Below are 23907 nucleotides of genomic sequence, written 5' to 3' on the forward strand. Positions count from 1 at the left end.
GTTCAGTCCCGGGGGGCGGTGAAGCGCTGCAGGAAGGCCGACAGCAGCCTGGCCGAGTCCTCCCTGGGGAGCGCCTCGATGAGCGAGAGGACCGTCGTCAGGTCGAGGTCACCTCCCGCCCTCGCCCCGTCTGCAAGAACAACAGGATCCGGTATGCCGTTGTGCGACAACGCCTCAGGGCTCGGCAAGGCTTGTCCCCGGACCACGTCGGCTGCGCCGACGAGCACGGGCAGCAGCTCACCGAGGAGTCCCTCCGTCACCGGGGTGATCGTCAGATGAGCGGTGTGGGGAACCCGTGTCCCGTCCGGCTGCGTCATCGCCGGTTGCCCCTGCAGCACGAAGCCGCCCTTGGCCGCCGCGGCCGTCCACAGCAGGGGGTCGACTCGGCTCTCGGCCGGGACGGACTCGTCCGTGGCCACCGCGACGAGGGGCCCTTGCCTCTCCCCCAGCACCTGCAGACCCTCGACCTCGTTGACGGCCGACACCACGGCGGAAGTCGCGTCGACGACGCGTCGGGTGAGGCCGGCATACCCCGGTGTGCCGAGCGTCTGGACGATCGCCCAGGCCGAGGCGAGCGACGTCGCGGAGCGGGTGCCCAGCATCGTGGGGTTCACCACCGGGTAGCCGAGCCAGTCGGTGATGGCGAAGTAGCGGGCGAGGTCGAGCTCAGCGTCCGCAAAGAGGAGCAGCGACGCGCCCTTGGGCACGTAGCCGTACTTGTGGATGTCGGCGCTGATGCTGCTCACCCCACGTACCCGGAAGTCCCACTGCGGCAACGCTTCTCCACCCGCCTCCTCCCAGAAGGGGAGGACCCAGCCCCCGACGCAGGCGTCGACGTGACACGGAATCCTCTGGTCCGCCGCAGCACCCGCGACGTCGACGACCGCGTCGATGACTCCGTGGGGGTAGGAGGGTGCGGACACGACGACGAGCGCCACCTGCGCATCCAGTGCCGCCACGAGCGCGGCCGCAGGCGCTCGACCCGAGACCACGTCGATGGGCACCACCGTGACGTCGAGGCCGAAGTAGTGGGCAGCCTTGTGGAAGGCGGCGTGCGTAGACGTCGAGAGCACGAGCCGTGGTCGGCCGACACCGCCGCGTGCACGCCAGAGGTCACGGGCCGCCTTGACCGCCAGCAGGCAGCTCTCGGTGCCCCCGGAGGTCACCGACCCGGTCGCCCGGGGTCCGTGGAGCATCGCGCGGCCGAACGCCACGAGGTCGGACTCCATGAGGGCCACCGAGGGGAAGGTCGTGGGGTCCAGCCCGTTCACCGGCTGCAGCATCCGCATCGCCTGTGCTGCAAGCTCATCGAGCTCGGGCATCCCGTGGTCATAGACGTAGGACAGGACCCGACCACCATGCGTCGGCGCGTCGTTCTGCCGATAGGCCTGCAGCCTGGCCAACACCTCGTCAGACGCCATCGAGCACCACCTCCGGTTCCACGTAACGGCGCAGCGCCGCGATCGACACGACAGCGAGCAAGGCCGGCACGACGGTGAACGCGAGACCCATGGCGACCTCGGCACCACGCGGCTGGGCCACCGGGTCACCAGTGCTCGACACGAACCCGCCCACGGCCAGCATGAGCAGCACCACTCCCGGACCGAGCGCGAGGCCGGCCGTCTCCAGCGCCGTCCACACACCACTCATCGCCCCACCCCTGGCCCGGCCGGCCTCCTCGATCACGTCCGGGAGCATCGCCAGCGGGAAGAGCTGCATCCCGGCATACGCGACACCACCTCCCGCAAGGGCGAGCACCGACAGCCACGTCCACCCGAGCGCGAGCGCCGGCACCTGCACCACGCACGCCACGACGAAGAGCCACGACGACGCAAGGTATGCCGTCCGCTTGCCATGCGTTGCGGCATACCGCTTCCACGCCGGCATGACGACGAGAGCGGGTGCGACCACCGCGGCGAAGAGCACGCTCACCATCGACTGCGAACCGAGCAGGTAGGTCGCGACGTACTGCGCCGCCGCGAGGACGATCCCGGTGGCCAAAGCCTGCAGCACGAAGACGACGAGAAGCGATCGGTAGCGGGGCAGCTCGCGGATCGCGTCCAGCCCGGCCCGGAATGAGGGCGGCGCCTCCCCGGAACCACGGTGTGCCGTGTGGCTCTCGTGACCACGCAGGCTGGCCACCGTTGCGAGCATCCCCAGAGACAGGACGATCGCGGACACGACTGCCATGACGAGGTAGCCCGACCGGCCGCCGCCCAGGGCGTCGCGAACCCCCGGGGCGCCGGCACCGAAGACAAGGATCGCGAGCGCGAGGACCCCCACGCGCCACGCCATCATCCGAGTGCGCTCGGCATAGTCGTTGGTGAGGTCCGCCGGCACCGCGATGTAGGGCACCTGGAAGAGGCTGAACGACGTGGTGGCGAGGACGAATGCGACGACGACCCACACTGCCGCGAGCCCGCTCGACAGACCGGACGGGACGGCGAACATCCCGATGAACCCCGGGGGCAGGGTCAGCGCGCCGAGCGCCATGAGCCGGTGTCGCGACCCCCGGGACGACAGCTCGTGGTCGCTGCGGGCACCGATCGCCGGGTCGATGACGACGTCCCAGACCTTGGGGAGAAGCACGACGACGGCAGCCAGCACGGCGGCGACCCCGAGCGTGTCCGTGAGGTAGTAGGCGAGGACGAGGCCGGGAAGGGTGCCGAAGCCGCCGGTGCCGACACTTCCCGCGGCATACCCGGCCGTCTGGGCGCGGGTGAGTCTCGCACTGGGCATGCCCGAAGTATGTCGGGCGGCGAGCGGTGTGGGGCGGGGTTTTGCACGGCATGCTGTGGGTAGGCCCACTGTGTCGATGTGCACGCGAGGAAAGGTCAGGTGGCGATGTGACGACAGCAGACGCGGTCGTCGTCGGTGCCGGCCCCAACGGGCTGGTGGCCGCCATCGCCCTGGCGGATGCCGGGTGGGACGTCACGTTGGTCGAGGCCAATGACACGGTGGGCGGCGCGGTGGCCAGTGGCGAGGTGACGGCGCCCGGCTTCTCGAGCGACCTGTTCAGCGCCTTCTACCCACTCGCCGCAGCGAGCCCGGTGATCCGCGACCTCGACCTGGCTGCGCACGGACTCGTCTGGCGGCGCGCCCCCGACGTCGTGTCCCATGCGCTCGAGGACGGTCCCGCTGCGGTCATGCACGCAGACCCGGACAGGACAGCAGCGGAGCTCGATGCGGCAGCGGCCGGTGACGGAGCGGCGTGGCTCGACCTCTGCGCCGGGTGGCAGCGCGTGCGCGACCCCCTGCTCGACGCCCTCTTCACACCCTTTCCTCCCGTGGTGTCGGGGCTGCGGATGGCCCGGCGCCTCGGACTGGCCGACGGCCTCGACTTCGCCCGCCTCGCCGTGACACCGGTCAGGCGCCTGGCCAAGGAGCGGTTCCGGGGTGACGGTCCCGGCCTGCTGCTCACGGGCAACGCGATGCACAGCGACGTGCCACCGGACGCTGCCGGCAGCGGCGTCTTCGGCTGGCTGCTGGCCATGCTCGGACAGGACGTCGGGTTCCCGGTGCCCGAGGGCGGGGCCGGCCAGCTGGCGCAGGCCCTCCGCAGCCGCGCGGAGTCGGCCTCCGTCCAGGTACTCACCGGCGCGCGGGTCACCCAGGTCGTCGTCTCCGGTGGCCGCGCCTCCGGCGTCCGCCTCGCGGACGGCACGTTGATCAAAGCGCGTCACGCAGTCCTGGCCGACGTCACGGCCCCCTCCCTCTACGAGCAGCTGCTCTCGGAGCACCACCTCCCGCCGCGGCTGCTGCGGGACCTGGGCCGCTTCCAGTGGGACAACGCGACGATCAAGGTCAACTGGGCCCTGGACCGACCCGTGCCATGGGCAGACTCACGGCTGGCCGGCTCCGGCACCGTGCACCTGGGCGTGGACCTCGACGGATTCGTCGACATGGCTGCCGACCTCTCGGTGGGCAGGGTGCCCGAGCGGCCGTTCCTGCTCTTCGGCCAGATGGCGACCGCGGACCCGACCCGGTGCCCCCCCGGCCGGGAGACGGCGTGGGCGTACACGCACGTCCCCCACGGGCACGACTGGTCGGGGTCACTGCTGAGCGAGCACGTCGATCGGATGCAGTCCGCCGTCGAGAGGGTCGCACCCGGGTTCGGCGACACCGTCCTGGCTCGCCACGTGCAGTCCCCCCAGGACCTCCAGCACGCCGACGCCAACCTCGTCGACGGAGCCCTCAACGCGGGGACCTCCGCACTGCACCAGGAGCTGGTCTTCCGCCCCACCCCCGGACTGGGGCGTGCCGAGACCCCGGTCACCGGGCTCTACCTGGCGAGCGCCTCGGCCCACCCCGGAGGCGGGGTGCACGGCGCGTGCGGCTGGAATGCGGCACGTTCGGCGCTCGTTGCTCACGGCAGGACCGGTGTGCTGCATCGCGCGATCACCCGGACGGCGTGGGCACGTCTGCTGGCCGATCACTGAGGCTCTCGCGGTGGCGGCCCTCCGACAGGAACGCCAGACGACGCAGGGACTCGACGTTGCGCGGACCGATGGCCAGCTGACGCACCGGGTGCGGAACGGCGGTTCCGGGCCCGCGGACTGCATCCTCGCCGATGGAGACCGTGCAGCGTGACGCACCGCGCTCCTCGATGCGGATGATGACCTGCGCCTCACCCACGGGCCACCCGCGGGCCTGGAGCACCATGGTTGCGGGTTCATCTGCCCGCAGCACCTCGGTGGTGTCGTCGACCACGGCCGGCCACACGCCGAATGAGTGGTGGATCTTGCTGCCGGGCGTGGGCCAGCTGAGGTCGACGGCCCGGATGCGTGAGGCTCCGACCACCCAGGTGGCATACAGCCACCCGTCGGCCAGGACGTCCCAGACCGCTTGGGCGGGTGCATCGACGTCGCGGTGGACGACGACGACCTCGGACAGGTCGAGGTCGGGCTGGTCGACCTCGTCGGCGGGGTTGTTCATGGAGATCACGTCCTCTGTTGTGGGGATCGGGTACTCGGTGATGGGCGGTGATGCCACATGGCGAGGCCGGCGAGAGCCAGGCCGCTCGGCACAAGCCGACGCAACCAGTGCCGGCCCCACGGTCCGTGGACGGCGTCACCGGCGGGCTGGGGGGCGAGAACGTTGCCCGGCGTGGCCTCGGTCGAGCGACGTTCGAGCCCGGCGATGCGCATGAGCGGCGTGGCGAGCACGTCGAACAGCGCCGGAACCAGCCGGAAGCCGGCCACCATGATGTGGTTGCCCACGCCTACCGAGATCTCGCGCCGCGGGCGGCCGAGGGCCCGCACCGCTGCCCTCGCCACCCTCTCGGGCGGGTCGACCGGGACGGGAGGCCTGCCCCGCCGCCCCAGGTAGGTGCCGGCCTGCTGGTAGACGGGAGTGTTGACCGCGCCGGGCCACACGAGGCTGATGCCGACGCCCGGCGTCGACCGAGCCTCGATCTGCAACGTCCGGACGAGACCGTGGACGCCCCACTTCGCAGTCGTGTACGGGCTCATGAACGGCGTGGCCATCTTGCCCAGGAGCGAGCCGATCACGACGAGGCTCCCGCCGCGCTCCCCGAAGGCTGCCAGCGCGCACCGCGCGACCGTGGCCGTGCCGCCCAGAGTGGTCTCGACCGACCGGTCGAAGACGTCGGGCGGGATGTCCTCGAAGCGGCCGTAGGCCAGGGCTGCCGCCGAGTGCACCACGCCGTCCAGGGGGCCGAAGGTGCGTTGCGCCGCGTCGAAGGCGGCTTGGACCGCAGCCGGGTCGGTGACGTCGGCTGGGACGACGAGGGTGGATGCTCCCAAGGTCCGGCACTCGGCGCTGGCCTCGTCCAGGGACGTCCGCGAGCGCGCCACCAGGACCAGCTGCACGCCGTCTCGGGCGAGCAACAGGGCGGTGGCCCGGCCGATGCCGCTCGACGCCCCGGTGACGAGGACGGTCCTGCCGCGCAGGTCGACGCCAGCCATCAGGCCCCTTCCTGTCTGCGCGCTCAAGCTCGGTCCGATCCCGGTCTTCTCCGGCTTCATCACCGACCTACCCACCCGCCGCGCCCGGTACACCCGCGAGTGCGTGGACAGCGTCTGGCGATGGACCGGTTTGGTCTCGTTCTCCGCGGGTAATGACAACGGGCGGTATCCAAGTCACACGGCGGTCAGTCCGTGAGCCGGAGCCCACGAAGGTCTCGAGAGGAGTCCTGTCCATGATCATCCTGGGTGTCATCCTCGCCCTCATCGGCTACTTCGCCAACATCTCGATCCTGCTCACGATCGGAGTGATCCTCATCGTGGTGGGCCTGGTGCTCTGGCTGCTCGGTGCGACCGGTCGTGCCGTCGGCGGGCGCTCGCACTACTACTGATCCGGCGGGTCGTCGGGCCATGCCCGGTTGCCTCACGTCGTCACCGCTCGCTGCGGACGGCCCTGTCGATGACACGTCGCGCGACGTTGCTGAGCGAGGTCTCGTCGTCGGCCATCGAGCGAAGACGGTCATAGGCCTGATCCATGTCGATGCCCTCTTGGTAGGCCAGGACTCCCTTGGCCTGTTCGATGAGCGTGCGGCCCGCCAGCGCCGCCATCACGCGCTCGAAGGGATCGACCTGGGTCTGCCCGCCCTGCACCGTCACGGCCGTGGCGATGTCGGCGAAGGCCTGACCGACAACTGCGAGGTCGATGTCCTCCGGCAGGGCGCCGGAGTGGAAGACGTTCATGGCTCCGAGGGTCTGGTCCTGCCAGCACATCGGGAAGGTGTGCACCGCTGTGTAGCCCGCAGCAACGATCTGCGGCCCCACGCTGGGCCAGCGTGCCTCAATGGCCGGGCCCGTCGTCTCGACCACCTGAGCGGCGGTGTCGAAGCAGTCGACGCACGGGCCGGCAGCCTGTTGGGCCTGCAGCAGCTCGAGCTCGTGGGCGCGGTGGCTCGTGGCGGTCAGCACCTCCAGGGCATCGTCCTGTCCCCTCACGAGCAGGCCGATGGCGTCAGCCCGCATGAGGTCGGCTGCGTCCTCGATGACCACGGCGAGGACGTGGGCGACGTCGGTGGCCTGCACGAGTGCACCGGCGGCATGAGCGAGCGCTTGGGTGGGAGTGCGACGATTCATGAGGTGCCGTTCGGGTCGGTGGTGCCTGTGCTGTCGGGATCTGTGAAGTCGAGTCCACGGCCGACGACACTCTCGGCAGTGGCGGCAAGACTCTGGTCTGCCGCAAACGCGTGGGCCCGCAAGAGTGCCAGCGCGTCCTCGAGCCCGATGTGGAGCTGCGCGACCACCATCCCGGTGGCCTGGTGGATCTGGGCCTGGGCGGTCCACGGGCCGGACGCGTCAGAGGCCGTGGTCTCGGGGTCGCGCAGCAGGGCAACACCGATCGCATCAGCCAGGAACTGGGCGTGGGCATGGTCGAGCAGCGGCGCCGATCCCGTGGGGAAGTGGCACGTGAGGACACCGAGCACCTCGTGGTCGGGGCGGATGGGCAGGGCGCAGACGCTCACGGACCCGAGGCCTGAACGCACCTCGTGGGCCAGCGCGGGCCAGGGCTGCTCGGCGGAGGCGTCGTGGGACATCCACAGCTGCTGCTCTCCCGAGTCGAAGGCCTGCCAGCTCGGGCCTTGTCCGAACACGTCCTGGAGGTCTGCGAGACGAGCCGCCGTGTCCCCGGAGCTGCAGAGCGTCACCCGCTCGTGGCCCGAGTAGGTGAGCGTGATGGACGCGCCTTCGCCGCCAAGGAGGGTGACCGCCGAGCTGCACAGCCGAGCGGCCAGCGTCGTGGAGGGATCCTGCTGCGCCATGGCTCTGGCGAGGCTGGACAGGAGCGTTGCCCGGTCCTCCATGGGCTCTCCCTTGATCCCGTCCGCCTGCACCTCGAGGCGCGCGATTTCTGACGATTTGCCCAATCTACCCGCCGTCGGCAGCTGGCCGCCGCTCGAGGGCCGGTGTTTCGCCCGCGCTTCCGCGGGTAGGCCTGATGCATGCGACGTGAGCCGCATCCACGCACGAACGAACGAAGGAGCAGTCATGACAGAGAGCTACGGAAGCACAGCGCTGCCAGGGAGCACCGGTCCGACGACGTCCTCCACGTCCTCGCCCGGGTCCACCTCTGACGTCGCCGCGCAGGAGGCCGGTTCGGTGGCCCAGGACGCCAAGGAGGGGGCGTCGCACGTCGCCGGCGTGGCCAAGGACGAGACCGCATCCGTGGCCAGCGACAGCGTGGACCAGGCCAAGGCGCTGTGGCACCAGACCCGGTCCGAGCTGACCGAGCAGGCAGGTGCCCAGCAGCAACGCCTGGCCGGCGGCTTGCGGTCACTGGCCGACGAGCTGTCCGAGATGGTGTCCGGGACGCAGAGCCAGGGCATGGCCAGCGACCTGGTGGGGCGCGTGGCCACGCAGGCACGCGATGCCTCGCAGTTCCTCGAGGGCCGCGAGCCGGGCAGCCTCATGGATGAGCTCAAGGGCTTCGCCCGCAGGCGGCCGGGAACCTTCCTGGCTGTCGCCGCTGGCCTCGGTGTCATCGGTGGGCGCCTCAGCCGCAGCATGGTCGACGAGCACCGCGACACGGACCAGGCGCCCACGACCTCGAACGTGGGCACCACCGGCGGCATCGACAGCATCGACAGCATCGACAGCATCGAGACGGTCTACCCGGCCGGCGAGGTCGGCGGGACCGTGGGTGTGACCGAGACACCCCCCGTGCTCACCCCGGCCGCCACACCGCTTGCCAGCCCCGTCGCAGAGCCCCGCGTCGGGGGCCTCGCCGACGACGGACTCCGATGAGCAGCGAGTACGACGTCAGGGGTGAGCCTCCCCGCGTCGAGACCATCCGGACCACCGATGAGCCGGTCGAGGGACGGTCGCTGAGCTCGGTCGGCGACCTGCTGTCCAACATCAGCCGTGACTTCTCGACCTTGGTGCAGCAGGAGGTCGCGCTGGCCAAGGCGGAGGTACGTGAGAGCGCCAAGGACGCAGGCAAGGGTGCCGGCATGCTCGGGGGCGCAGGGGTGGCCGGGCACTTCGCCCTGCTCTTCCTGTCCGTTGCGCTGTGGTGGGCCCTGGGTGACGCGGTCGGACTCGGCTGGTCGGCGGTCATCGTGGCCGTCCTGTGGGCGATCATCGCAGCGATTCTCGCCTCGATCGGTCGCCGCGAGATGAAGAAGGTCAGCGGTGTGCCCCGCACCGTGGAGACCACCAAGCAGATTCCCGACGCGTTGAAAGGACATGAGAGCGCATGAGCAACAACCCGGAACTGATCAGGCAGGACATCGAGATGACCCGAGGGCGTCTGAGCGAGGACGTCAACGCCCTGACCGAAACCGTGCGACCCGGCAACGTCGCCCGCCGGCAGGCCGACAAGGTGACCGGCCGCGCGTCGGCCCTCAAGGACCGCGTCATGGGAACCGGCGACGACTTGGCCCAGCACGGCAGCGACACGGCGCACCAGCTCGGGGACAGGGCCTCGGAGATGGGTGACAGGGCCTCCCAGATGCCCCAGAAGGCGCGTCAGCAGACCAAGGGCAACCCCCTCGGTGCCGGGTTGGTGGCTCTGGGCGCCGGCTGGCTGCTCGGCTCTCTGCTCCCCGCGAGCCAACGCGAACGGCAGGCCACGGAGCATCTGAAGGAGAAGGCGCAACCTGTGGTCGACGAGGTCAAGAGCGTGACGCAGGAGACCGTGCAGGATCTCAAGGAGCCGGCCAAGGAGGCCATCCAGGAGGTCAAGCAGAGCGCGGCCGACTCCGCGCAGGTGGTCAAGGAGGAAGGGACCTCCATCGCCCAGGACGTGAAGTCGTCAGCGGACGACTCGGCACAGACCGTCAAGAGCGCGAACCAACAGGGCTGAGGCGGCAGCCGCGTCCCGTCGACGGCGTGCCCAAGGCATGAGCCTCGGGCACGCCGTCGGCATGTCCACCAGTCGCCGGACGGCGCTGGCCGGTTTGGCTCGATCGCAGCCGGGTACCCGCTCAGCATGACGCCGCTTCGGCCATCCGACTTCCCCGGTGCCACCGCTTTCGTGCCGGCCGAGGCAACGTGGGCCCAGCTGACGCACGCCTCCCAAGAATGCCGAGGTTGCGACCTGTATCTCGAGGCGACGCAGACGGTGTTCGGTGAGGGCCCGGTTCCCGCCAGGTTGGCACTCGTCGGCGAACAGCCCGGGGACCGTGAGGACGTGGCCGGCGAGCCGTTCGTCGGTCCCGCCGGACGTCTCCTCGACCGGGCGCTGGAGAAGGCGGGGACCGCACGCGAGGAGGTCTACGTCACCAACGTCGTCAAGCACTTCCGCTTCACCAGACCCCGCGGCAAGCAGCGCATCCACAAGTCGCCGGCCCGCTGGCAGGTCGCCGCATGCGAGCCGTGGCTGGTTGCCGAGCTCAGCCGGGTGCAGCCCCACGTCGTCGTGGTGCTGGGTGCCACAGCAGGGCAAGCAGTCTTCGGCCCCGCGTTCCGGGTGGGGACCAGCCGGGGCACGGTGGTGCCCTGGCCGCAGGACCGGCTGCCTCTGGCCGACGCACCCGTCTGCATCCCCACGGCGCACCCCTCGAGCGTCCTGCGATCGCGACAGCGCGATGAGGACCTGGCCGCACTCGTGTCCGACCTGCAGGTCGCCGTCGCCGCGCTTGACGCCTGAAAGGTAGGAAGAAACCAGGCATGTATGCAGACCCCCTGATCCAGCCGTGGCTGGATCACATCCTCGGGCAGCTTCCGAGCCGCTCGATCTTCGACGCCCACACCCACATCGGCGGCAACGACGACAGCATCAGCGGCACCTGGGACGAGCTCGTCGAGTCGCTCGACCGGGTGGACGCACGAGCCGCGGTCTTCCCGCTCCATGAGCCCGGCGGCTACCGGGCCGCCAACCTGGAGTGCGCCAGGGTTGCGACCGAGAGCGACGGCCGGCTTCGCGCCTTCGTCCGGCTCACTCCCTCGGAGGTCTCGGACGGGCTCCTCGAGGAGTCCCTGGCTGCCGGAGCATGCGGGGTCAAGCTGCATGTCTCCAGCGACGAGTTCCTGTTGGACGACCCCCGTCTGGAGCGGGTCTACGCCACTGCGGACGAGCGGCGGCTGCCGGTGCTGGTGCACGCGGGTCCCGAAGTGGACTCCATGGGCGGCAAGGTCATGGAGCTCTGTCACAGATGGCCGGGTCTGCGGCTCATCCTTGCCCACTGCGCCATCGCCGACCTCGGTCGGCTCTGGCGGCGGGTCCCGGAGGCCCCCAACCTCTTCTTCGACACGTCGTGGTGGACGCCCGCCCACCTCATGGCCCTGTTCCGCCTCATCCCGCCCGGGCGCATCCTCGGAGCCAGTGACCTGCCCTACTGCACGCCGTTGCTCGCCACTCTGACGACGGCACGGTGCGCCTGGCAGGCTGGCCTCACGCCCGAGCAGATCACCTCCGTCATCGGCGGTCAGTTCGCCCGGCTGGTGGACGGTGTCGAGCCGGCCGACATCGGGCCACCACCCGCGCATGAGCTGCAGCCGATGGGCCCGTTCCAGGAGATCGTCTCGACCAACCTGCTGGCGGCGCTCGAGGCCATGCAGCGAGGCGCCGAGCCCGGCACGCCGCTCGTCGTGGCCCGCCACGGTTGCGACGTGGAGGAGGACGACCCTGAAGCTCCGGTGCTGAGGTCCGTGGTCCGGCTTCTCGACCTCTACGAGGAGCACCACCACTCGCTGAGGCAGCGCAACCAGTTCCGGCCCGGCTGGGACATCATCGCGACCGCGGCAGCGGTGGCCCGGACCCCGTCGGCTCCCCTCCCCTGACGTCAGGCAACCCGGAAGTCGCCCATCCCCATCCCCGGGCCGGCTGCCAACGGATTGACCAGGCGGCGCTGACGTTCGGCGATGCCGCCTTCGCCGAGGAGACGGTCGACGCACGCGCGGACCCGCTCGACGTCGCCCTCCTCCTCGAGTGCGTCCCCAGTCACCGTGAGAAGAGAGCCGACGGCTTCCTTGGCAGATACCAGCTCGGCCGTTGCCGGGTTGACGAGCCGCTCGGTCAGGCCGTGGCGGGCCGAGCGCCACGCGGCCGCTCGCAGCACCGCGGTGGAGACGGCCGAGGAACCCGCGGAGGGCTGGCGGGAACTCACCGCCTCCGGCAACAGCGCACCCCGCACGGCCGACACCACGAGGGCCCGGCAGAGGGCCGCGACCATGACAGCCACCTCCGGGTCGGGGCTCACATCGGTCACGCGCACCTCGACGGTCGGGTAGCGGGCGGAGAGCCGGGCGTCGTAGTACAGCATGCCCTCGTCGAACGCCCCACCGGCATCGATGACCTGCTTCGCCACTCCTCGATAGTTCTCGAGGTCGCCCCAGGCATCGGTCGGTCCAGCGGTGGGCAGCTGGGACAGCACCACTGACCTGAAGCTGGCACAGCCGGTGTCGCGTCCCTGCCAGAACGGCGAGTTCGCGCTGAGTGCCGTGAGGACCGACAACCAGGGACGCATCCGGTCGAGCGCCACGATGCCCTCCTCGGGCGAGTCCACGGCGACGTGCACGTGCGTGCCGCAGGTGAGCTGCTGTCGTGCCAGTTGACCGAACGCATGGTCGATGCGGGAGAAGCGTGGGGAGTTGCCCGCCACCGGTTCGTGCACGCCCGGCCAGGTCCCCGAAGCCACGACGACCGCATCTCGCAGATCGGCGAGGGCCCCCACGCGGCGTCGCAGGTGGGCCAGGTCGGCGGCAAGCTCGTCCATGCTTCGACACGGGCGGGAGGTGATCTCCACCTGCTCCTGCTTGAACTCGGTCCGGATGCACGGATCGCCCGCATCGCGGACCAGTGCAGGGCCAAGGGGAACCGGCTGGTGGGTGCGCGCGTCCACCAGGAGGAACTCCTCCTCGACGCCGACCGTCCGGGTGGTCACCTCAGGCTCGACCGGCCGGCCGACCAAGCCGCGAGGACCTCGTCGGCGAAACGGCCTCCGAGTAGCTGGCTCGCCTGGATGCCGAACACCAGGTCGGCCCTGAGCTCGGGTTCGCGCTCCACGAGCGGAGCGAGCACCTCGCGACGCAGGATCTGCTCGTGGACCGCATCTGCCTCGACGTGCTCGGCGTAGTAGTACTCGGTGTGCGGGCCGCACCCGAGGCGTCGCGCTGCCTTCACCAGCCGGGCCGAGCCCGGCGAGGAGGTCAGCTCGATCACGGCGAACTGTCCGACCGATGCCCCGCGCAGCTCGCGCCGCAAGCCGCACAGGGTCATGAGGTTGACCTCGGCCAGCACCGTCCCGCTGATGCGGTCGAGCTCAGCACCGTAGGCCGAGGGCAGACCCAGCTCGCGCATCATCTCGGCATACAGCTCCGAGTGCATGGCACTGTGGCGGCCTGCGCCGTACTCGTCGTGCTCGACGGCGACCAGCCCGGCCTTCGCAGGGCCGTCCAGTCGCGAGACCACGAGGAGCTGCGGGTCGGCCTCCTTGAGGTGGTAGGCCGAGCGGTGCGAGACGTACTCACGGAACTGCTCGATCGTTCCCAGGGTGGCCAGGTGCTGCGAGACGCTGGGTTGGCCGACCGACTCACGCAGGAGCGCCGCGAGCTCGGCATCGAGGTCATCCCCACCCGGGACGTCACGGCGCAGGGCCTCGAGGAAGATCGCCTCCAGCTCGAGCCGCAGACCGAGCAGGTGGACGTCCCACTCCATGGCGTCGGGCACGCCGTCGAACCCGCGGTAGTGCAGCTCGTAGCAGACGTACAACGCCAGGTGCAGGTCCTCCCCGTAGGGGTCGATGACGCGGGGGCACGGGAACGAGCCCTCGTCCCGCCCCGCGCACAGGTCGATCACGGCCTGCGAGATGGGGCCCCTCGCGGCCGGCAGCCGGGGCCGGACAGCAACGGGCGCCTCCGTCGCCCGAGCAGTCTGCGCCGACGTCTCCGGAGGAGTCCGCGGCTGGCCAGACGCCGACTTCTCGGTGTCCCTCGCGGCGGCGGTCATGGCCCGTCCTGTCGCTCGGCCCGGACCTTGGTCCGGTGGCTCGTGTCGCAGAAGGGCGCGATCTTGCTGCGCCGGCAGGTGCAGAGCGCGACGACGCGGCGGTCCGAGCGGACGATGGTGCCGTCCGGCGCGACCACCTCCACCGGCCCGTCGACGAGCACCGGGCCCTCGCCGGTGACGACCACCCGGGCGATCGCGGGCGTCCTTGCGGTGACAGGCGACTCCGTCATGCGGACGCCTCCTGCTCGGAGGCCCTCGAGGCCCGGATGACCACGAGCTCCTCGACATCCTGCTCGCCCAAGCCGAGCCCACGGGCGCGGATCAGCTCGGCGCGTGCGCGCATCACCGGGCCGAAGGGCACGCGTTCACGCCGGACGACCGCGACGTCGAGCCCTTGGCGTCGCAGGCGCCGGACCGATCGTGCGTGGTCCGCCACGGCGGACTGCACCAGGAGCAGGCTCCCGCCGGGCCGCAGCCGATCCGCAGCTCCGGCGCAGATCCGGTCCAGCAGCCGGCGTCCGTCGACGCCGGCGTCCCAGCACCGCGAGACCGTGTGCCGGGGCAGCCGGTCGCTGTGGCCCGGCACGTAGGGCGGGTTGCTCAGCACCACGTCGAACTGCTGGCCGGGCAGCAGCGCCTCGAACAGGTCACCGCGCAGGACCCTCGCGGTCACGCCATGTCGCCGGCTGTTGAGCCATGCGTTGGCTGCCGACCGCAGGGAGATGTCCACCGCGGTGACGCTGGCGGCACCCTCGAGCCCGGCGGCGACCGCCAGGGCCCCGGTGCCCGTGCAGAGGTCGAGCACGTCGGCGCCGGAGGCGAGGTCGAGCTCACGCAGCGTGTCGGCGAGCAGCCAGGTGTCGGCCTGCACCGGGTAGCACCCCGGTAGGCGGATCAGCGTGGGGCGGCTCGGTGCGGGGCTGGCAGTGACGGCAGCGAGGTTGGCGCTCATGGTTCTCCTGTCGGGGCAGCTCTGGGGACTGTCCAACGGCACCAGCACGCCGACGCCGCCATACTTCTCCTGCCCTGTACCCCGGCGAACCGCTTCCCATGCAGACTGCGGCGCAGATCACGTCGCGTCGCTGCGCACGAGCCGCCGTCCGCCGACGGCCAGGGCCGCAGCCGCCCACGACACCAGGGTGAGCCGCGCAGTCGTGGCGGTGAGGTCGTCGAACAGGTCGTTCCCGAGGATGAGGAACAGCGCGCTCGACCCGGGCAGGTGCTTGGCCACGGTGACCGCCCACTCGTAGGGCAGCTGGCCCATGAACACCGGCAGGAAGAGCAGGAGGGCGACGGCGATGACGACGGCCGCGGCCGTGCTGCGCGTCGCCAGCCCGAGCCCGATGGAGAGGAGGGCCGCGCAGGCGAGGACCATGGCCGTGTCCCCGAGCGAACGTGCCCCCTCGGCGAGCGGTAGCTCCAGCCCTGGGGCGACCGCCCGGACCGCGAGACTCGCGACCGCCACGAGGGCGGCCCCCACGAGGGTCACCGTTGCGGTGATGACGGTGCTGCGCACCGCAAGAAGGAGCCCTCGCCGTGGCGTCCACTGCAGCGTCGGCACGATCGCGCCGGTCGCATGGTCGGTCGTGCTCGCCACGACCGACCACGCGACGGTCCCGAAGAGGGCGAACATCGTGGTGAAGCCCGCGACGTCCCACGCCGTGCCTCCGCCCTCCTGCCCCTGCCCGGGGTTGTTGGCGACGTCGAGGCCCGCGACCGTCCCCAGCCCGACCACTGCCAGCGCGATGGCCGCGACGAGGAACCAGCTCGACCGGACGCTCCAGATCCGGCTCCACTCGGCACGGCTCGCGCGCACCACCACCGTGGCCGTGCTCATGCGCTCGCTCCTTCACCAAGCGCGCCCAGCACCTGTCCCTGGTGCTCGACCTCACCCTCGGTCAGGGAGAGATATGCCTCCTCGAGGGACTGCTCCACCTCCGCGAGATGGTGAAGGGGTATGCCGTGTGCGTGCGCGAGCTCTCCGACCTCGCTCGCGACCAGGCCACCGACCTCGAGCTCCCCCGGTCCCGAGCGGGTCACCGTGACGTCGGGACCCAGCGCGTTTGCCAGATCATCGACCTGAGGCGTGCGCACGCGGATGCGGCGGCCGCCCAGGCCGCCGAGCATCCCGGCGATGTCCTCGTCCGCGATGAGGCGCCCCCTGCCGATGACGACGACGCGATCGGCGATGAGCTGCATCTCGCTCATGAGGTGGCTCGACACCAGGACCGTGCGACCCTCGTCGGCGAGCCCCCTGAACAGCGTCCGAATCCAGCGCACGCCGTCGAGGTCGAGGCCGTTCACCGGCTCGTCGAAGAGCAGGACGGGCGGGTCACCCAGGAGCGCCGCGGCGATGCCCAGTCGCTGGCGCATCCCCAGCGAGTAGCCCTTCACCCGTCGGCCCGCCGCACCCCCCAGGCCGACCTGGTCGATGACCTCCTCCACCCGGGCGAGCGGAACTCCATTGCTGCGAGCGCCGATCCGCAGATGCGCGCGGCCGGTACGGCCTGGGTGCATGGCACCCGCGTCAAGGAGCGCGCCGATCTCGCGCAGCGGCGCGGGGAAGTCGACGTAGCGCCGGCCGCCCACCGACGAGGTCCCCGCGGTGGGCCGGTCCAGTCCCAGGATCATGCGCATGGTCGTCGACTTGCCAGCCCCGTTCGGACCGAGGAAGCCGGTCACCTTCCCCGACTCCACGTCGAAGGTGAGGTCGTCGACCGCCGGCACCCCGGCATACAGTTTTGTCAGCCCCTGAACCCTGATCATCCCTGCCGCCTCTCTGCGCCGCCGAACCCGACGCCACGCACGCTAGGCCCATGCACGCGCCCGGGAGGGGTGCGACGTGTGAAGGTTCCGTGCAGATGCCCGCTGGACGGTCACGGCGAAGGACCATCGAGTGGGCGGGGACTGATGTCGTGGTCGTGGGTGCTGCAGACTGCAGATCACCACCCACCGGACAGGACAGGAGCCCAGCGTGAGCGCGAACCAGCGACGGGCGCCTGTCTGGGCGGTCATCGCCGTACTGTCCCTCGCTGGCATGCTGGCCGCGCTGCAGCAGACGCTGGTCGTGCCACTCACCCCCGACATCCCGCACATCTTGGGCGTGTCGGAGGCGAGCGCCTCGTGGATGGTGACCATCACGCTGCTCACCGGGGCCGTGGCAACGCCGATCGTCTCCCGCCTGGCCGACATGTTCGGCAAGAAGCGCATGATTCTGGTCGCCCTGTGCTGCATGGTGGTCGGCTCGCTGCTCCTCGCACTCGGCAGCGTGTTCGCGACCGCACTGATCGGGCGCGCACTTCAGGGATTCGCCTCGGCGATGATCCCTGTCGGCATCAGCATCATGCGCGACGAGCTCCCGCCTGCCCGGGTCGGCTTCGGCGTCGCGTTGATGAGCGCCACCCTCGGGATCGGCAGCGCGTTGGGTCTTCCCCTGTCCGGCGTGCTCTTCGAGCACTTCGGGTGGCACTCCCTCTTCTGGTTGTCGGCCGCCATCGGGGTGGTGGTCACCATCGCGGTCTACCTGCTCGTCGACGAGTCCGAGGTTCGATCCCCCGGACACTTCGACTACACCGGCGCACTTCTCCTCTCGGTTGCCCTCACGTCGTTCCTGCTCGCGGTGACCAACGGTGGCTCATGGGGCTGGCTCAGCCCGGGGGTGCTCGGCTGCTTCGCCTTGTCAGCGGTCGTGATGGCGGCGTGGTTCCCCTACGAGCTGCGCTCCGGTGAGCCGCTGATCGACCTTCGGACGTCGGCCCGCAGACCGGTGCTGCTGACCAACATCGCCTCAGTGCTCATCGCCTTCGCCATGTACGTCAACATGCTGCTGACCGTCCAGCAGCTCGAGCTCCCAGAGGCAACGGGATACGGCTTTGGTCTCGACGTCAGTGCGGCCGGCTTGGCGATGGTGCCGACGGGTCTCGTCATGGTCCTGCTGTCCCCGTTCTCGGGCGCCCTGCTCAGCCGGTACGGCGGCCGGTCCACGATGCTGCTCGGTGCAGGGATCATGTCGGTCGGCTACCTGTTCCGGGTCTTCGTGTCCGACTCCCTGTCCCAGATCATCGCCGGCTCGACCGTGGTCGGCATCGGGACGGCCTTCGCGTTCGCCGCCATGCCGACCCTCATCATGGCCTCGGTGCCGATCACCGAGACGGCCTCCGCGAACGGTCTCAACTCGCTGATGCGTGCTGTCGGTGGGTCCACCTCAAGTGCGGCACTCACGGCCATCCTGACCACGATGACGGTCGGGTTCGCCGGCCGGATGATTCCGTCCGAGCAGGCCTTCACGCTGATGTTCTGGATCTGCGCGCTGACCTGCGGCGTCGCCTGCGTCGTCACCCTGATGATCCCGCGCCTCACCACCGTCGCCGTTGGTCGTGAAGGGGTCCCGGCCGTGGCCACGGCCGGCGACAGCAACGAGCGCGTCATCCGCGGCCGGATCCTGCCCGGTGGCGACGTGCCCCGGCAGAACATCGCGATCGTCACGGTCACCCGCATGGATGGACGGCCCGTCGACTGGGCGCGCTGTGACAACGACGGTCGCTACTCGTTGGCACTGCCGGGCCCCGGGCAGTACCTCCTCATCGGCAACGCCCGCGGCTGGGCGCCGCAGGCGCAGGTCATCGAGTTCCGTGACGGTGCCGTCCAGCACGACGTCGCCCTGGCGCGGCAGCTGACCATCTCGGGTGAGGTCACGGACGGGGGACGCGCCGTGGCCGGCGCCCTGGTCACTCTGCACCAGGGCACTGGGGACTTCGTGCTCTCCGACCATGCCGACGACGAAGGCGCGTTCACCATGCCGTTGCCGGTGCCCGGGCCCTACATCGTCACGGCCGCCAGCGAGGATTCCGGTCGGGCCGCCTCACGCAAGCTCACCGTGGAGACGAGGTCGGAGGTCGTCGACGTCGACCTGGCCCTGGAATTCCGGCGCTGACGCGGGTCAGGTGGTCGAGACGTCCCGGACGGACAGGACAACGACCTCTGTCCGAGGGGACGCAGGGCGCACCACCACACGGTCACTGATTGCCCGTTCGGCCAGTGCCACAACACCACTGATTGCCCGTTCGGCCAGTGCCACAACACCACTGATTGCCCGTTCGGCCAGTGCGTCGAACTGGATTTCGGTGCCGCGACCAGCCGAACGGGCCATCAGTGGAGGCGGAGGTGGGCGACGACATAGAGCACGCCACACGGGTCAGTGACCTCGCACGACACCACCTCACACCTCGCATCGCCTGCGGAGGTGGCTGCCCTGGCGACCACATCCGCAGACGCAAGCGCGGGGGTCGGGTCGCTGCTGACCGCCGCCGCCAAGACCTGGAGGGGCGCCCGTCCGGCGACGAGGAGCTCGGCACACACCTCAGGGTCCAGCTCGAGGAGCCGCTCGAGGTCACCGTCGGCCGCACCCGAGATCGCCGCCACGATCGCGTCGTCGACATCGGCCGCGCGAGTGTCGAGGTGGCCAGGCGCCTTCTCGGTGCGTCGAGCCGACCCGTCACCGACGACGAGCAGGGTTGTCCCAGAACCGCTTTTGAGCTCTCGCCCCAGCGTCATGCACTCCTGCACCGATGCGTCCCACGCCACGGCGACGTGCTCGACCTCGAAGGCCTGGTGGGTGGCCGCGAGCAGGTGGTCGGCCACCCTCAGCCCGATCGCGGGTTTGGTACTGCGTGCCTCACGGTCGGTGGCGTGCACGACCACCACGTGGTGCGAGGACCCGACGGCCTCGCTGAGCACCCCGACGCAGGACTCGAGCAGGCCCGGCACGGCAGCCACCCGCCCCTGGTACTCGGGCAGCAGCAGCGGCGCCCCGGGCACGATGACGACGTCGGTGATCACGCGAGCCCCCGGGCGGTGCGGGCCGGCGGGAGGTCCCCCGTGATGACGGAGACCATGTCGAGCACCTGCCGGGTCTCCACGACCTCGTGCACGCGATAGATGTGGGCGCCGTGCCATGCCGAGATGGCCGTGGCCGCCAGCGTCCCAGTGAGCCGCTCACCAACGGGCAGGTCGAGCGCCTCCCCCACGAAGTCCTTGTTGGACAACGACACCAGCAGCGGCCACCCCAGGGCCACGAGCTCGTCGAGCCGCCGGGTCACCTCCAGCGAGTGCCACGAGTTCTTGCCGAAGTCGTGGGCCGGGTCGATCACGACCCTGTCCCGCGCGACGCCCATCGAGACGGCGCGACCCGCCTGTGCCACAAGGGACTCCACGACCGACTCGACGACGTCGTCGTACTCGATCCGGTGGGGCCGCGTGCGCGGCGTCACGCCCCCGGTGTGCGTGCACACGACGGCGGCGTCGAACTCTCCCGCCACCTCGACCAGGCCCGGGTCGGCCCCGCCCCAGGCGTCGTTGAGGATGTCCGCCCCGGCCTCGAGAACCGCTCGGCCGACGGAGGCCCGCCAGGTGTCCACGCTGATCAACAGGTCGGGGTGCTCGGCTCGCACCGCCGCGACGAAGTCGACGACGCGTCCCTTCTCCTCGTCGGCGCCGATCTCAACGCCCGGCGCGGCCTTGATGCCACCGATGTCGACGATGTCCGCGCCCTGAGCGACGACCTCGCGCACCCGGTCGAACGCCGCATCCTCACGCCACGTCGCGCCCTTGTCGTAGAAGGAGTCGGGTGTCCGGTTCACGATCGCCATGACGAGCCGCGAACGCTCGTCGAACGATCGCGACCCGAGGCGGAAGGTGAAGCCGGTCATCGCGAGCCCGCGGACGGCATATGCACCGAATCGGCCGAGGGCCGTTCTCCGACCGCGACCGCGCTGACCTGCGGCTCGAAGCCAGCAGCACCTCGGGTGTACTGCGTCAGGTCCACCGTGTCCCCCGCCACCCCGCCACGGTGGGCACCGCGACGGCGCTCCGCTGCGGCCAACACCTGCACTGCCATGAGCCCGAGCGTGTCATGCCGGTGGTGCCGGTGGGTGCGCCGCCCCAGGTCGACCTGGGCGATCGCCGCGGCGCCGAAGCGGTCGGCGGTGTCGATGAGGGCGGCGATCTCCACGCCGTAGCCGACGGGCACCGAGAACGTGGCGAAGCTCGAGCGCCGGATCGCCCACTCCCCCGACAGTGGCTGCACGATGCCGGCGAGCTCGGGGCGGTGCAGGGCGAGCCAGGGGCGCGCGACGAGCTCGGTCACCCTCCCACCCACTTCCTCCTCTCGACCCGTCGCGTCGAGCATCGGTCGGTCGTAGATGGCCTTGACGAGATGGGTGCCCGGGTCGCTCAGCAGCGGTCCGAGCAGCCCTGTGACGAAATGCGTGCCCCAGTCGACCAGGTCCGCATCCACGAACACGACGAGGTCGCCACGGGTGACGAACTGCGACTTCCACAGCGCCTCGCCCTTGCCAGTCACGCTGCCGAGCTGCGGCTGGATCTTGCTGGCGGAGAACACTTTTGCTCCCGCGCGGAGTGCCATCTCGGCGGTGCGGTCGGTCGAGTCGGAGTTGATGACGACGACCTCGTCGACGAGGGCGGCGACGTCGGCGAGGATGCGGCCGGCGACGTCGCCGACGGTCGCCTCCTCGTTCTTTGCAGGAATGACGACCGAGATCGTCAGGTCGCCCTTGAGGCGCAGCAGGCCTTCGAGAGTCCAGTCGGACGCGGCGTATGCCGGCCCACGCAGAGCGTGGGACCCGCGCCCGCCCGAGCCTGTCGCACCACCCACCGTTGCGCTCACCGACCGAACGTCGGTGGGCGCTTCTCGCGGAAGGCGGTGAGGCCCTCGACGAAGTCATCGGTGCGGAGCAGCGCGTGCTGACCCCGCTCCTCACGGTCAAGGGCTCCCTCGAGGTCCAGCACTGCGTCGGTGATGGCCCTGGTCGTCTCGGCCGTTCCGTCCGGCGCCAGTGATGCGAAGTGGGTGGTCAGCTCATCGGCGCGGGCCGCGAAGCGCTCTGCCGCAACGGATTCCGCGACGAGGCCCCAGTCGGCAGCAGTAGCACCGCTGACCTTCTCGCCCGTCAGGGCCAGGCGCAGCGCGCGGGCGCGACCGACCGACGCCGCGACGAGGGCGGTCGCGCCACCGTCGGGCATGAGCCCCAGGCCACCGAATGCGAGCAGGAGAGTGGCGTCGTCGGCCACCAGCACATAGTCGGCGGCGAGGGCGATCGACAGCCCGGCCCCCGCCGCAACGCCGGGGACGAGGGACAGCACGGGGGTCCGGGCCTCGACGATGGCACGCACCGCCGACCCCAGCCCGAACAGCGTCGCGTCGAGGTCGCCGATGTCAGCGTGGGCCGAGATGTTGGCGCCGGCCGAGAAGGCGCGCCCCTCACCCGAGAGCACGATGACCCGCACGGCGGGGTCGGAGTCGAGACGGGAGACCTCGGCACCCAGGGTGTCGATCATCTCCGGGTCGAGGGAGTTGAGCCGAGCCGGCTGCGCGAACGTGATCCGCCCGACAGCACCTTCGACCGACACCGCGATGCCGTCGCTCATGACTGTGCCTTCCTTGCGTTGGGGCGATAGGACGTGATGAGCAGACCAGCCGCGGCCAACAGGCCACCCACGAGGGCGATGATGCCCCAGACCACACCGAACAGGTCGAGGCCGAAGGCCTTGTCCAGGGACCAGCGACCGGGGCCGAGGACCGCGAGCGCCACAGCCACGATGCCCACGAGCACGACGTACTCGGCACCACCCTTGAAGATGAAGTAGCCCTTGCCCCGGTGGTCGGTGAGCGCCGCCACCGTCATGAGGCCGACGAAGGCCATCGCGGCGAGCCCGTTGAGCAGCCCGAGCGTCACGAGGAGGCCGGCGCCGATCTCGGTGGAGGCGGCGACGCGGGCGTGCAGCCAACCGGGCCGCAGCCCGAGCGACTCGAACCACCGCTCCGTGCCGTCCAGCCCACCCCGCACCTTGTTGAGCCCGTGGAGCACGAGCATCGGGCCGAGCGCCAGACGCAGGAGGAGCGAGGCGACGTCGGCATCGGCCCACGAGATCGGCATGGCATCCATCAGGCGCTGTCCTTGGGCGTGTCCGGACCAGCAGCGGCCAGCTCTGCGGGCACCAGCTCGCGCAGGCCGGGCACGACCTGCTCGGTGAACGTGCGCAGGAACCGCTCCTGGTCGTGACCCGGGCCGTGGAAGACGAGGTGGTCGAAGCCGAGGTCGGTGTACTCACGCACCGCGTCGACGACGTCCTCCGGGCGCGACGCGACGATCCAGCGCTTGGCGACCTGCTCGATGGGCAGCTCGTCGGCGGCCTTCTCCATCTCGGCGGGGGTGGAGATCGAGTGCTTCTGCTCGGCCGTCAGCGACAGCGGCGCCCAGAAGCGCGTGTTCTCCAGCGCGCGGTCGGCGTCGGGGTCCCACGACACCTTGATCTCGATCATCCGGTCCACGTCCGCAGGTGCGCGACCGCCCTTCTCGAGACCCTCGGCCACCGCGGGAAGGAGCTTGTCGGCATACAGCTCGCGGCCCTTGCCGGAGGTGCAGATGAAACCGTCACCCGAGCGGCCGGCATACCTTGCCACGAGCGGACCACCGGCGGCAACGTAGACCGGGATCGGCTCGTCCGGGCGGTCGAAGATCCGCGCGTCCTCGGTGCGGTAGTAGTCGCCCTCGAACGTCACGGACTCCTGCGTCCACAGCGCACGCATCAGCCGCACCGACTCACGCAGGCGCGCATAGCGCTCCTTGAACTCGGGCCAGCCACTCTCGGGGACCGAGCCGACGGCCACCTCGTTGAGAGCCTCCCCGGTCCCGACGCCGAGCATGATCCGACCCGGTGCCAGGCACCCGAGGGTGGCGAACGTCTGCGCGACGACCGCCGGGTTGTAGCGGTAGGTCGGCGTCATGACCGACGTGCCGAGCAGCACCCGCTCGGTGCGCGCCGCGACCCACGAGAGCCACGCCATCGAGTTGGGAGCGTGTCCACCCTCCAGCCGCCAGGGCTGGAAGTGGTCCGAGATCGTCACGGAGTCCAGCCCCAGCTCCTCGGCGAGCACGGCGTAGCCCGCGAGCTCGGTGGGGGCGAACTGTTCGGCCGAAGCCTTGTAGCCGATGCGCATGCGGCCATCCTCTCCCATCTGCG

The 23907-nt window shown here is 70.6% G+C and carries 27 protein-coding genes; 8 read left to right on the forward strand and 19 right to left on the reverse strand.

Annotation, left to right across the window (positions count from 1 at the left end):
* Window positions 1-2: 2 nt before the first annotated feature.
* Together ASG74_RS15175 and ASG74_RS15180 are read right to left on the reverse strand one after the other, a co-directional pair.
* On the reverse strand, window positions 3-1421 hold the full coding sequence (locus ASG74_RS15175) for a pyridoxal phosphate-dependent decarboxylase family protein (RefSeq protein ID WP_056145519.1): 1419 nt from the start codon (window positions 1419-1421) through the stop codon (window positions 3-5).
* Entirely contained in the window at window positions 1411-2739 is a 1329-nt protein-coding gene (locus ASG74_RS15180; RefSeq protein ID WP_056145523.1) for an MFS transporter, read from the reverse strand. Before ASG74_RS15180 ends, ASG74_RS15175 begins: the two co-directional genes overlap by 11 nt.
* Before the next feature lie 107 nt (window positions 2740-2846).
* Here ASG74_RS15180 and ASG74_RS15185 point away from each other — a divergent pair, with 107 nt between their 5' ends.
* Window positions 2847-4439, forward strand: coding sequence for a phytoene desaturase family protein (locus ASG74_RS15185; protein ID WP_056145525.1), 1593 nt, complete (start codon window positions 2847-2849; stop codon window positions 4437-4439).
* Here ASG74_RS15185 and ASG74_RS15190 read toward each other — a convergent pair.
* Together ASG74_RS15190 and ASG74_RS15195 are read right to left on the reverse strand one after the other, a co-directional pair.
* Window positions 4399-4935 (reverse strand): SRPBCC family protein, encoded by a 537-nt coding sequence (locus ASG74_RS15190; protein WP_156465436.1) that lies wholly within the window; start codon window positions 4933-4935, stop codon window positions 4399-4401. The two genes, ASG74_RS15185 and ASG74_RS15190, sit on opposite strands and share 41 nt — an antisense overlap.
* Window positions 4936-4940: 5 nt before the next feature.
* Window positions 4941-5927 (reverse strand): SDR family NAD(P)-dependent oxidoreductase, encoded by a 987-nt coding sequence (locus tag ASG74_RS15195; RefSeq protein WP_082569819.1) that lies wholly within the window; start codon window positions 5925-5927, stop codon window positions 4941-4943.
* 233 nt (window positions 5928-6160) lie between these two features.
* Between ASG74_RS15195 and ASG74_RS17495 the strand changes: the two genes are divergently transcribed.
* Window positions 6161-6316 carry a DUF6131 family protein gene (locus tag ASG74_RS17495; protein ID WP_200942642.1) on the forward strand — a complete coding sequence of 52 codons (156 nt, stop codon included), beginning with the start codon at window positions 6161-6163 and terminating at the stop codon, window positions 6314-6316.
* Window positions 6317-6356: 40 nt separating this feature from the next.
* On the opposite strand, the gene ASG74_RS15200 is transcribed toward ASG74_RS17495, so the two are convergent.
* Together ASG74_RS15200 and ASG74_RS15205 are read right to left on the reverse strand one after the other, a co-directional pair.
* Complete coding sequence (locus ASG74_RS15200; RefSeq protein ID WP_082569820.1) at window positions 6357-7055, reverse strand: ANTAR domain-containing protein; 699 nt, start codon at window positions 7053-7055, stop codon at window positions 6357-6359.
* On the reverse strand, window positions 7052-7780 hold the full coding sequence (locus ASG74_RS15205; RefSeq protein ID WP_056145530.1) for a GAF and ANTAR domain-containing protein: 729 nt from the start codon (window positions 7778-7780) through the stop codon (window positions 7052-7054). Before ASG74_RS15205 ends, ASG74_RS15200 begins: the two co-directional genes overlap by 4 nt.
* 184 nt (window positions 7781-7964) lie before the next feature.
* Between ASG74_RS15205 and ASG74_RS15210 the strand changes: the two genes are divergently transcribed.
* From ASG74_RS15210 to ASG74_RS15230, 5 genes are all read left to right on the forward strand, one after another.
* A complete protein-coding gene (locus ASG74_RS15210) occupies window positions 7965-8720 on the forward strand; it encodes a hypothetical protein (protein ID WP_056145533.1) in 756 nt (251 codons plus the stop codon).
* Window positions 8717-9175, forward strand: coding sequence for a phage holin family protein (locus tag ASG74_RS15215; protein ID WP_056145535.1), 459 nt, complete (start codon window positions 8717-8719; stop codon window positions 9173-9175). Before ASG74_RS15210 ends, ASG74_RS15215 begins: the two co-directional genes overlap by 4 nt.
* On the forward strand, window positions 9172-9780 hold the full coding sequence (locus ASG74_RS15220; RefSeq protein WP_056145539.1) for a DUF3618 domain-containing protein: 609 nt from the start codon (window positions 9172-9174) through the stop codon (window positions 9778-9780). Before ASG74_RS15215 ends, ASG74_RS15220 begins: the two co-directional genes overlap by 4 nt.
* Before the next feature lie 126 nt (window positions 9781-9906).
* The gene (locus ASG74_RS15225) at window positions 9907-10566 is read left to right on the forward strand and encodes a UdgX family uracil-DNA binding protein (protein ID WP_056145542.1); all 660 of its coding nucleotides are present in this window, start codon (window positions 9907-9909) and stop codon (window positions 10564-10566) included.
* Between the two features lie 20 nt (window positions 10567-10586).
* A complete protein-coding gene (locus tag ASG74_RS15230) occupies window positions 10587-11699 on the forward strand; it encodes an amidohydrolase family protein (protein ID WP_056145544.1) in 1113 nt (370 codons plus the stop codon).
* A 2-nt stretch (window positions 11700-11701) separates the two neighbouring features.
* Here ASG74_RS15230 and ASG74_RS15235 read toward each other — a convergent pair whose 3' ends face one another.
* The 6 genes from ASG74_RS15235 to ASG74_RS15260 all read right to left on the reverse strand — a co-directional run bounded on the left by ASG74_RS15235 (window position 11702) and on the right by ASG74_RS15260 (window position 16632).
* The gene (locus tag ASG74_RS15235) at window positions 11702-12802 is read right to left on the reverse strand and encodes a carboxylate-amine ligase (protein ID WP_162252815.1); all 1101 of its coding nucleotides are present in this window, start codon (window positions 12800-12802) and stop codon (window positions 11702-11704) included.
* On the reverse strand, window positions 12799-13866 hold the full coding sequence (locus ASG74_RS17345; RefSeq protein ID WP_162252816.1) for an iron-containing redox enzyme family protein: 1068 nt from the start codon (window positions 13864-13866) through the stop codon (window positions 12799-12801). The genes ASG74_RS15235 and ASG74_RS17345 overlap by 4 nt, the downstream gene beginning before the upstream one ends.
* Entirely contained in the window at window positions 13863-14096 is a 234-nt protein-coding gene (locus ASG74_RS15245; protein WP_056145551.1) for a CDGSH iron-sulfur domain-containing protein, read from the reverse strand. Before ASG74_RS15245 ends, ASG74_RS17345 begins: the two co-directional genes overlap by 4 nt.
* Entirely contained in the window at window positions 14093-14818 is a 726-nt protein-coding gene (locus tag ASG74_RS15250) for a HemK2/MTQ2 family protein methyltransferase (protein ID WP_056145554.1), read from the reverse strand. Before ASG74_RS15250 ends, ASG74_RS15245 begins: the two co-directional genes overlap by 4 nt.
* Before the next feature lie 117 nt (window positions 14819-14935).
* Window positions 14936-15703: a hypothetical protein gene (locus ASG74_RS15255; RefSeq protein WP_056145557.1), complete on the reverse strand. Its 768-nt coding sequence runs from the start codon at window positions 15701-15703 to the stop codon at window positions 14936-14938.
* The gene (locus tag ASG74_RS15260; RefSeq protein WP_056145560.1) at window positions 15700-16632 is read right to left on the reverse strand and encodes an ATP-binding cassette domain-containing protein; all 933 of its coding nucleotides are present in this window, start codon (window positions 16630-16632) and stop codon (window positions 15700-15702) included. The genes ASG74_RS15255 and ASG74_RS15260 overlap by 4 nt, the downstream gene beginning before the upstream one ends.
* Window positions 16633-16840: 208 nt before the next feature.
* Here ASG74_RS15260 and ASG74_RS15265 point away from each other — a divergent pair, with 208 nt between their 5' ends.
* Window positions 16841-18799 (forward strand): MFS transporter, encoded by a 1959-nt coding sequence (locus ASG74_RS15265; protein WP_056145563.1) that lies wholly within the window; start codon window positions 16841-16843, stop codon window positions 18797-18799.
* A gap of 6 nt (window positions 18800-18805) precedes the next feature.
* Here the strand turns inward: ASG74_RS15265 and ASG74_RS17290 are convergent, their stop codons facing one another.
* From ASG74_RS17290 to fgd, 7 genes are read right to left on the reverse strand one after another with little or no spacing between them, the layout of a single operon-like run.
* Window positions 18806-19015 carry a hypothetical protein gene (locus tag ASG74_RS17290; RefSeq protein WP_156465437.1) on the reverse strand — a complete coding sequence of 70 codons (210 nt, stop codon included), beginning with the start codon at window positions 19013-19015 and terminating at the stop codon, window positions 18806-18808.
* Window positions 19015-19704, reverse strand: a complete 690-nt coding sequence (locus tag ASG74_RS15270; RefSeq protein WP_056145565.1) for a hypothetical protein — start codon at window positions 19702-19704, stop codon at window positions 19015-19017. Before ASG74_RS15270 ends, ASG74_RS17290 begins: the two co-directional genes overlap by 1 nt.
* Window positions 19701-20573: a dihydropteroate synthase gene (gene folP / locus ASG74_RS15275; protein WP_056145568.1), complete on the reverse strand. Its 873-nt coding sequence runs from the start codon at window positions 20571-20573 to the stop codon at window positions 19701-19703. The genes ASG74_RS15270 and folP overlap by 4 nt, the downstream gene beginning before the upstream one ends.
* Window positions 20570-21550, reverse strand: a complete 981-nt coding sequence (locus tag ASG74_RS15280) for a glucosyl-3-phosphoglycerate synthase (protein WP_235499031.1) — start codon at window positions 21548-21550, stop codon at window positions 20570-20572. Before ASG74_RS15280 ends, folP begins: the two co-directional genes overlap by 4 nt.
* Window positions 21547-22311 (reverse strand): enoyl-CoA hydratase/isomerase family protein, encoded by a 765-nt coding sequence (locus tag ASG74_RS15285; protein ID WP_056145571.1) that lies wholly within the window; start codon window positions 22309-22311, stop codon window positions 21547-21549. Before ASG74_RS15285 ends, ASG74_RS15280 begins: the two co-directional genes overlap by 4 nt.
* Window positions 22308-22829: a DoxX family protein gene (locus ASG74_RS15290; RefSeq protein WP_056145572.1), complete on the reverse strand. Its 522-nt coding sequence runs from the start codon at window positions 22827-22829 to the stop codon at window positions 22308-22310. The genes ASG74_RS15285 and ASG74_RS15290 overlap by 4 nt, the downstream gene beginning before the upstream one ends.
* Window positions 22829-23884: a glucose-6-phosphate dehydrogenase (coenzyme-F420) gene (gene fgd, locus ASG74_RS15295; protein ID WP_056145575.1), complete on the reverse strand. Its 1056-nt coding sequence runs from the start codon at window positions 23882-23884 to the stop codon at window positions 22829-22831. The genes ASG74_RS15290 and fgd overlap by 1 nt, the downstream gene beginning before the upstream one ends.
* Between the last annotated feature and the right edge of the window lie 23 nt (window positions 23885-23907).

It is taken from the genome of Knoellia sp. Soil729 (assembly GCF_001427985.1).
Taxonomy (GTDB): domain Bacteria; phylum Actinomycetota; class Actinomycetes; order Actinomycetales; family Dermatophilaceae; genus Knoellia.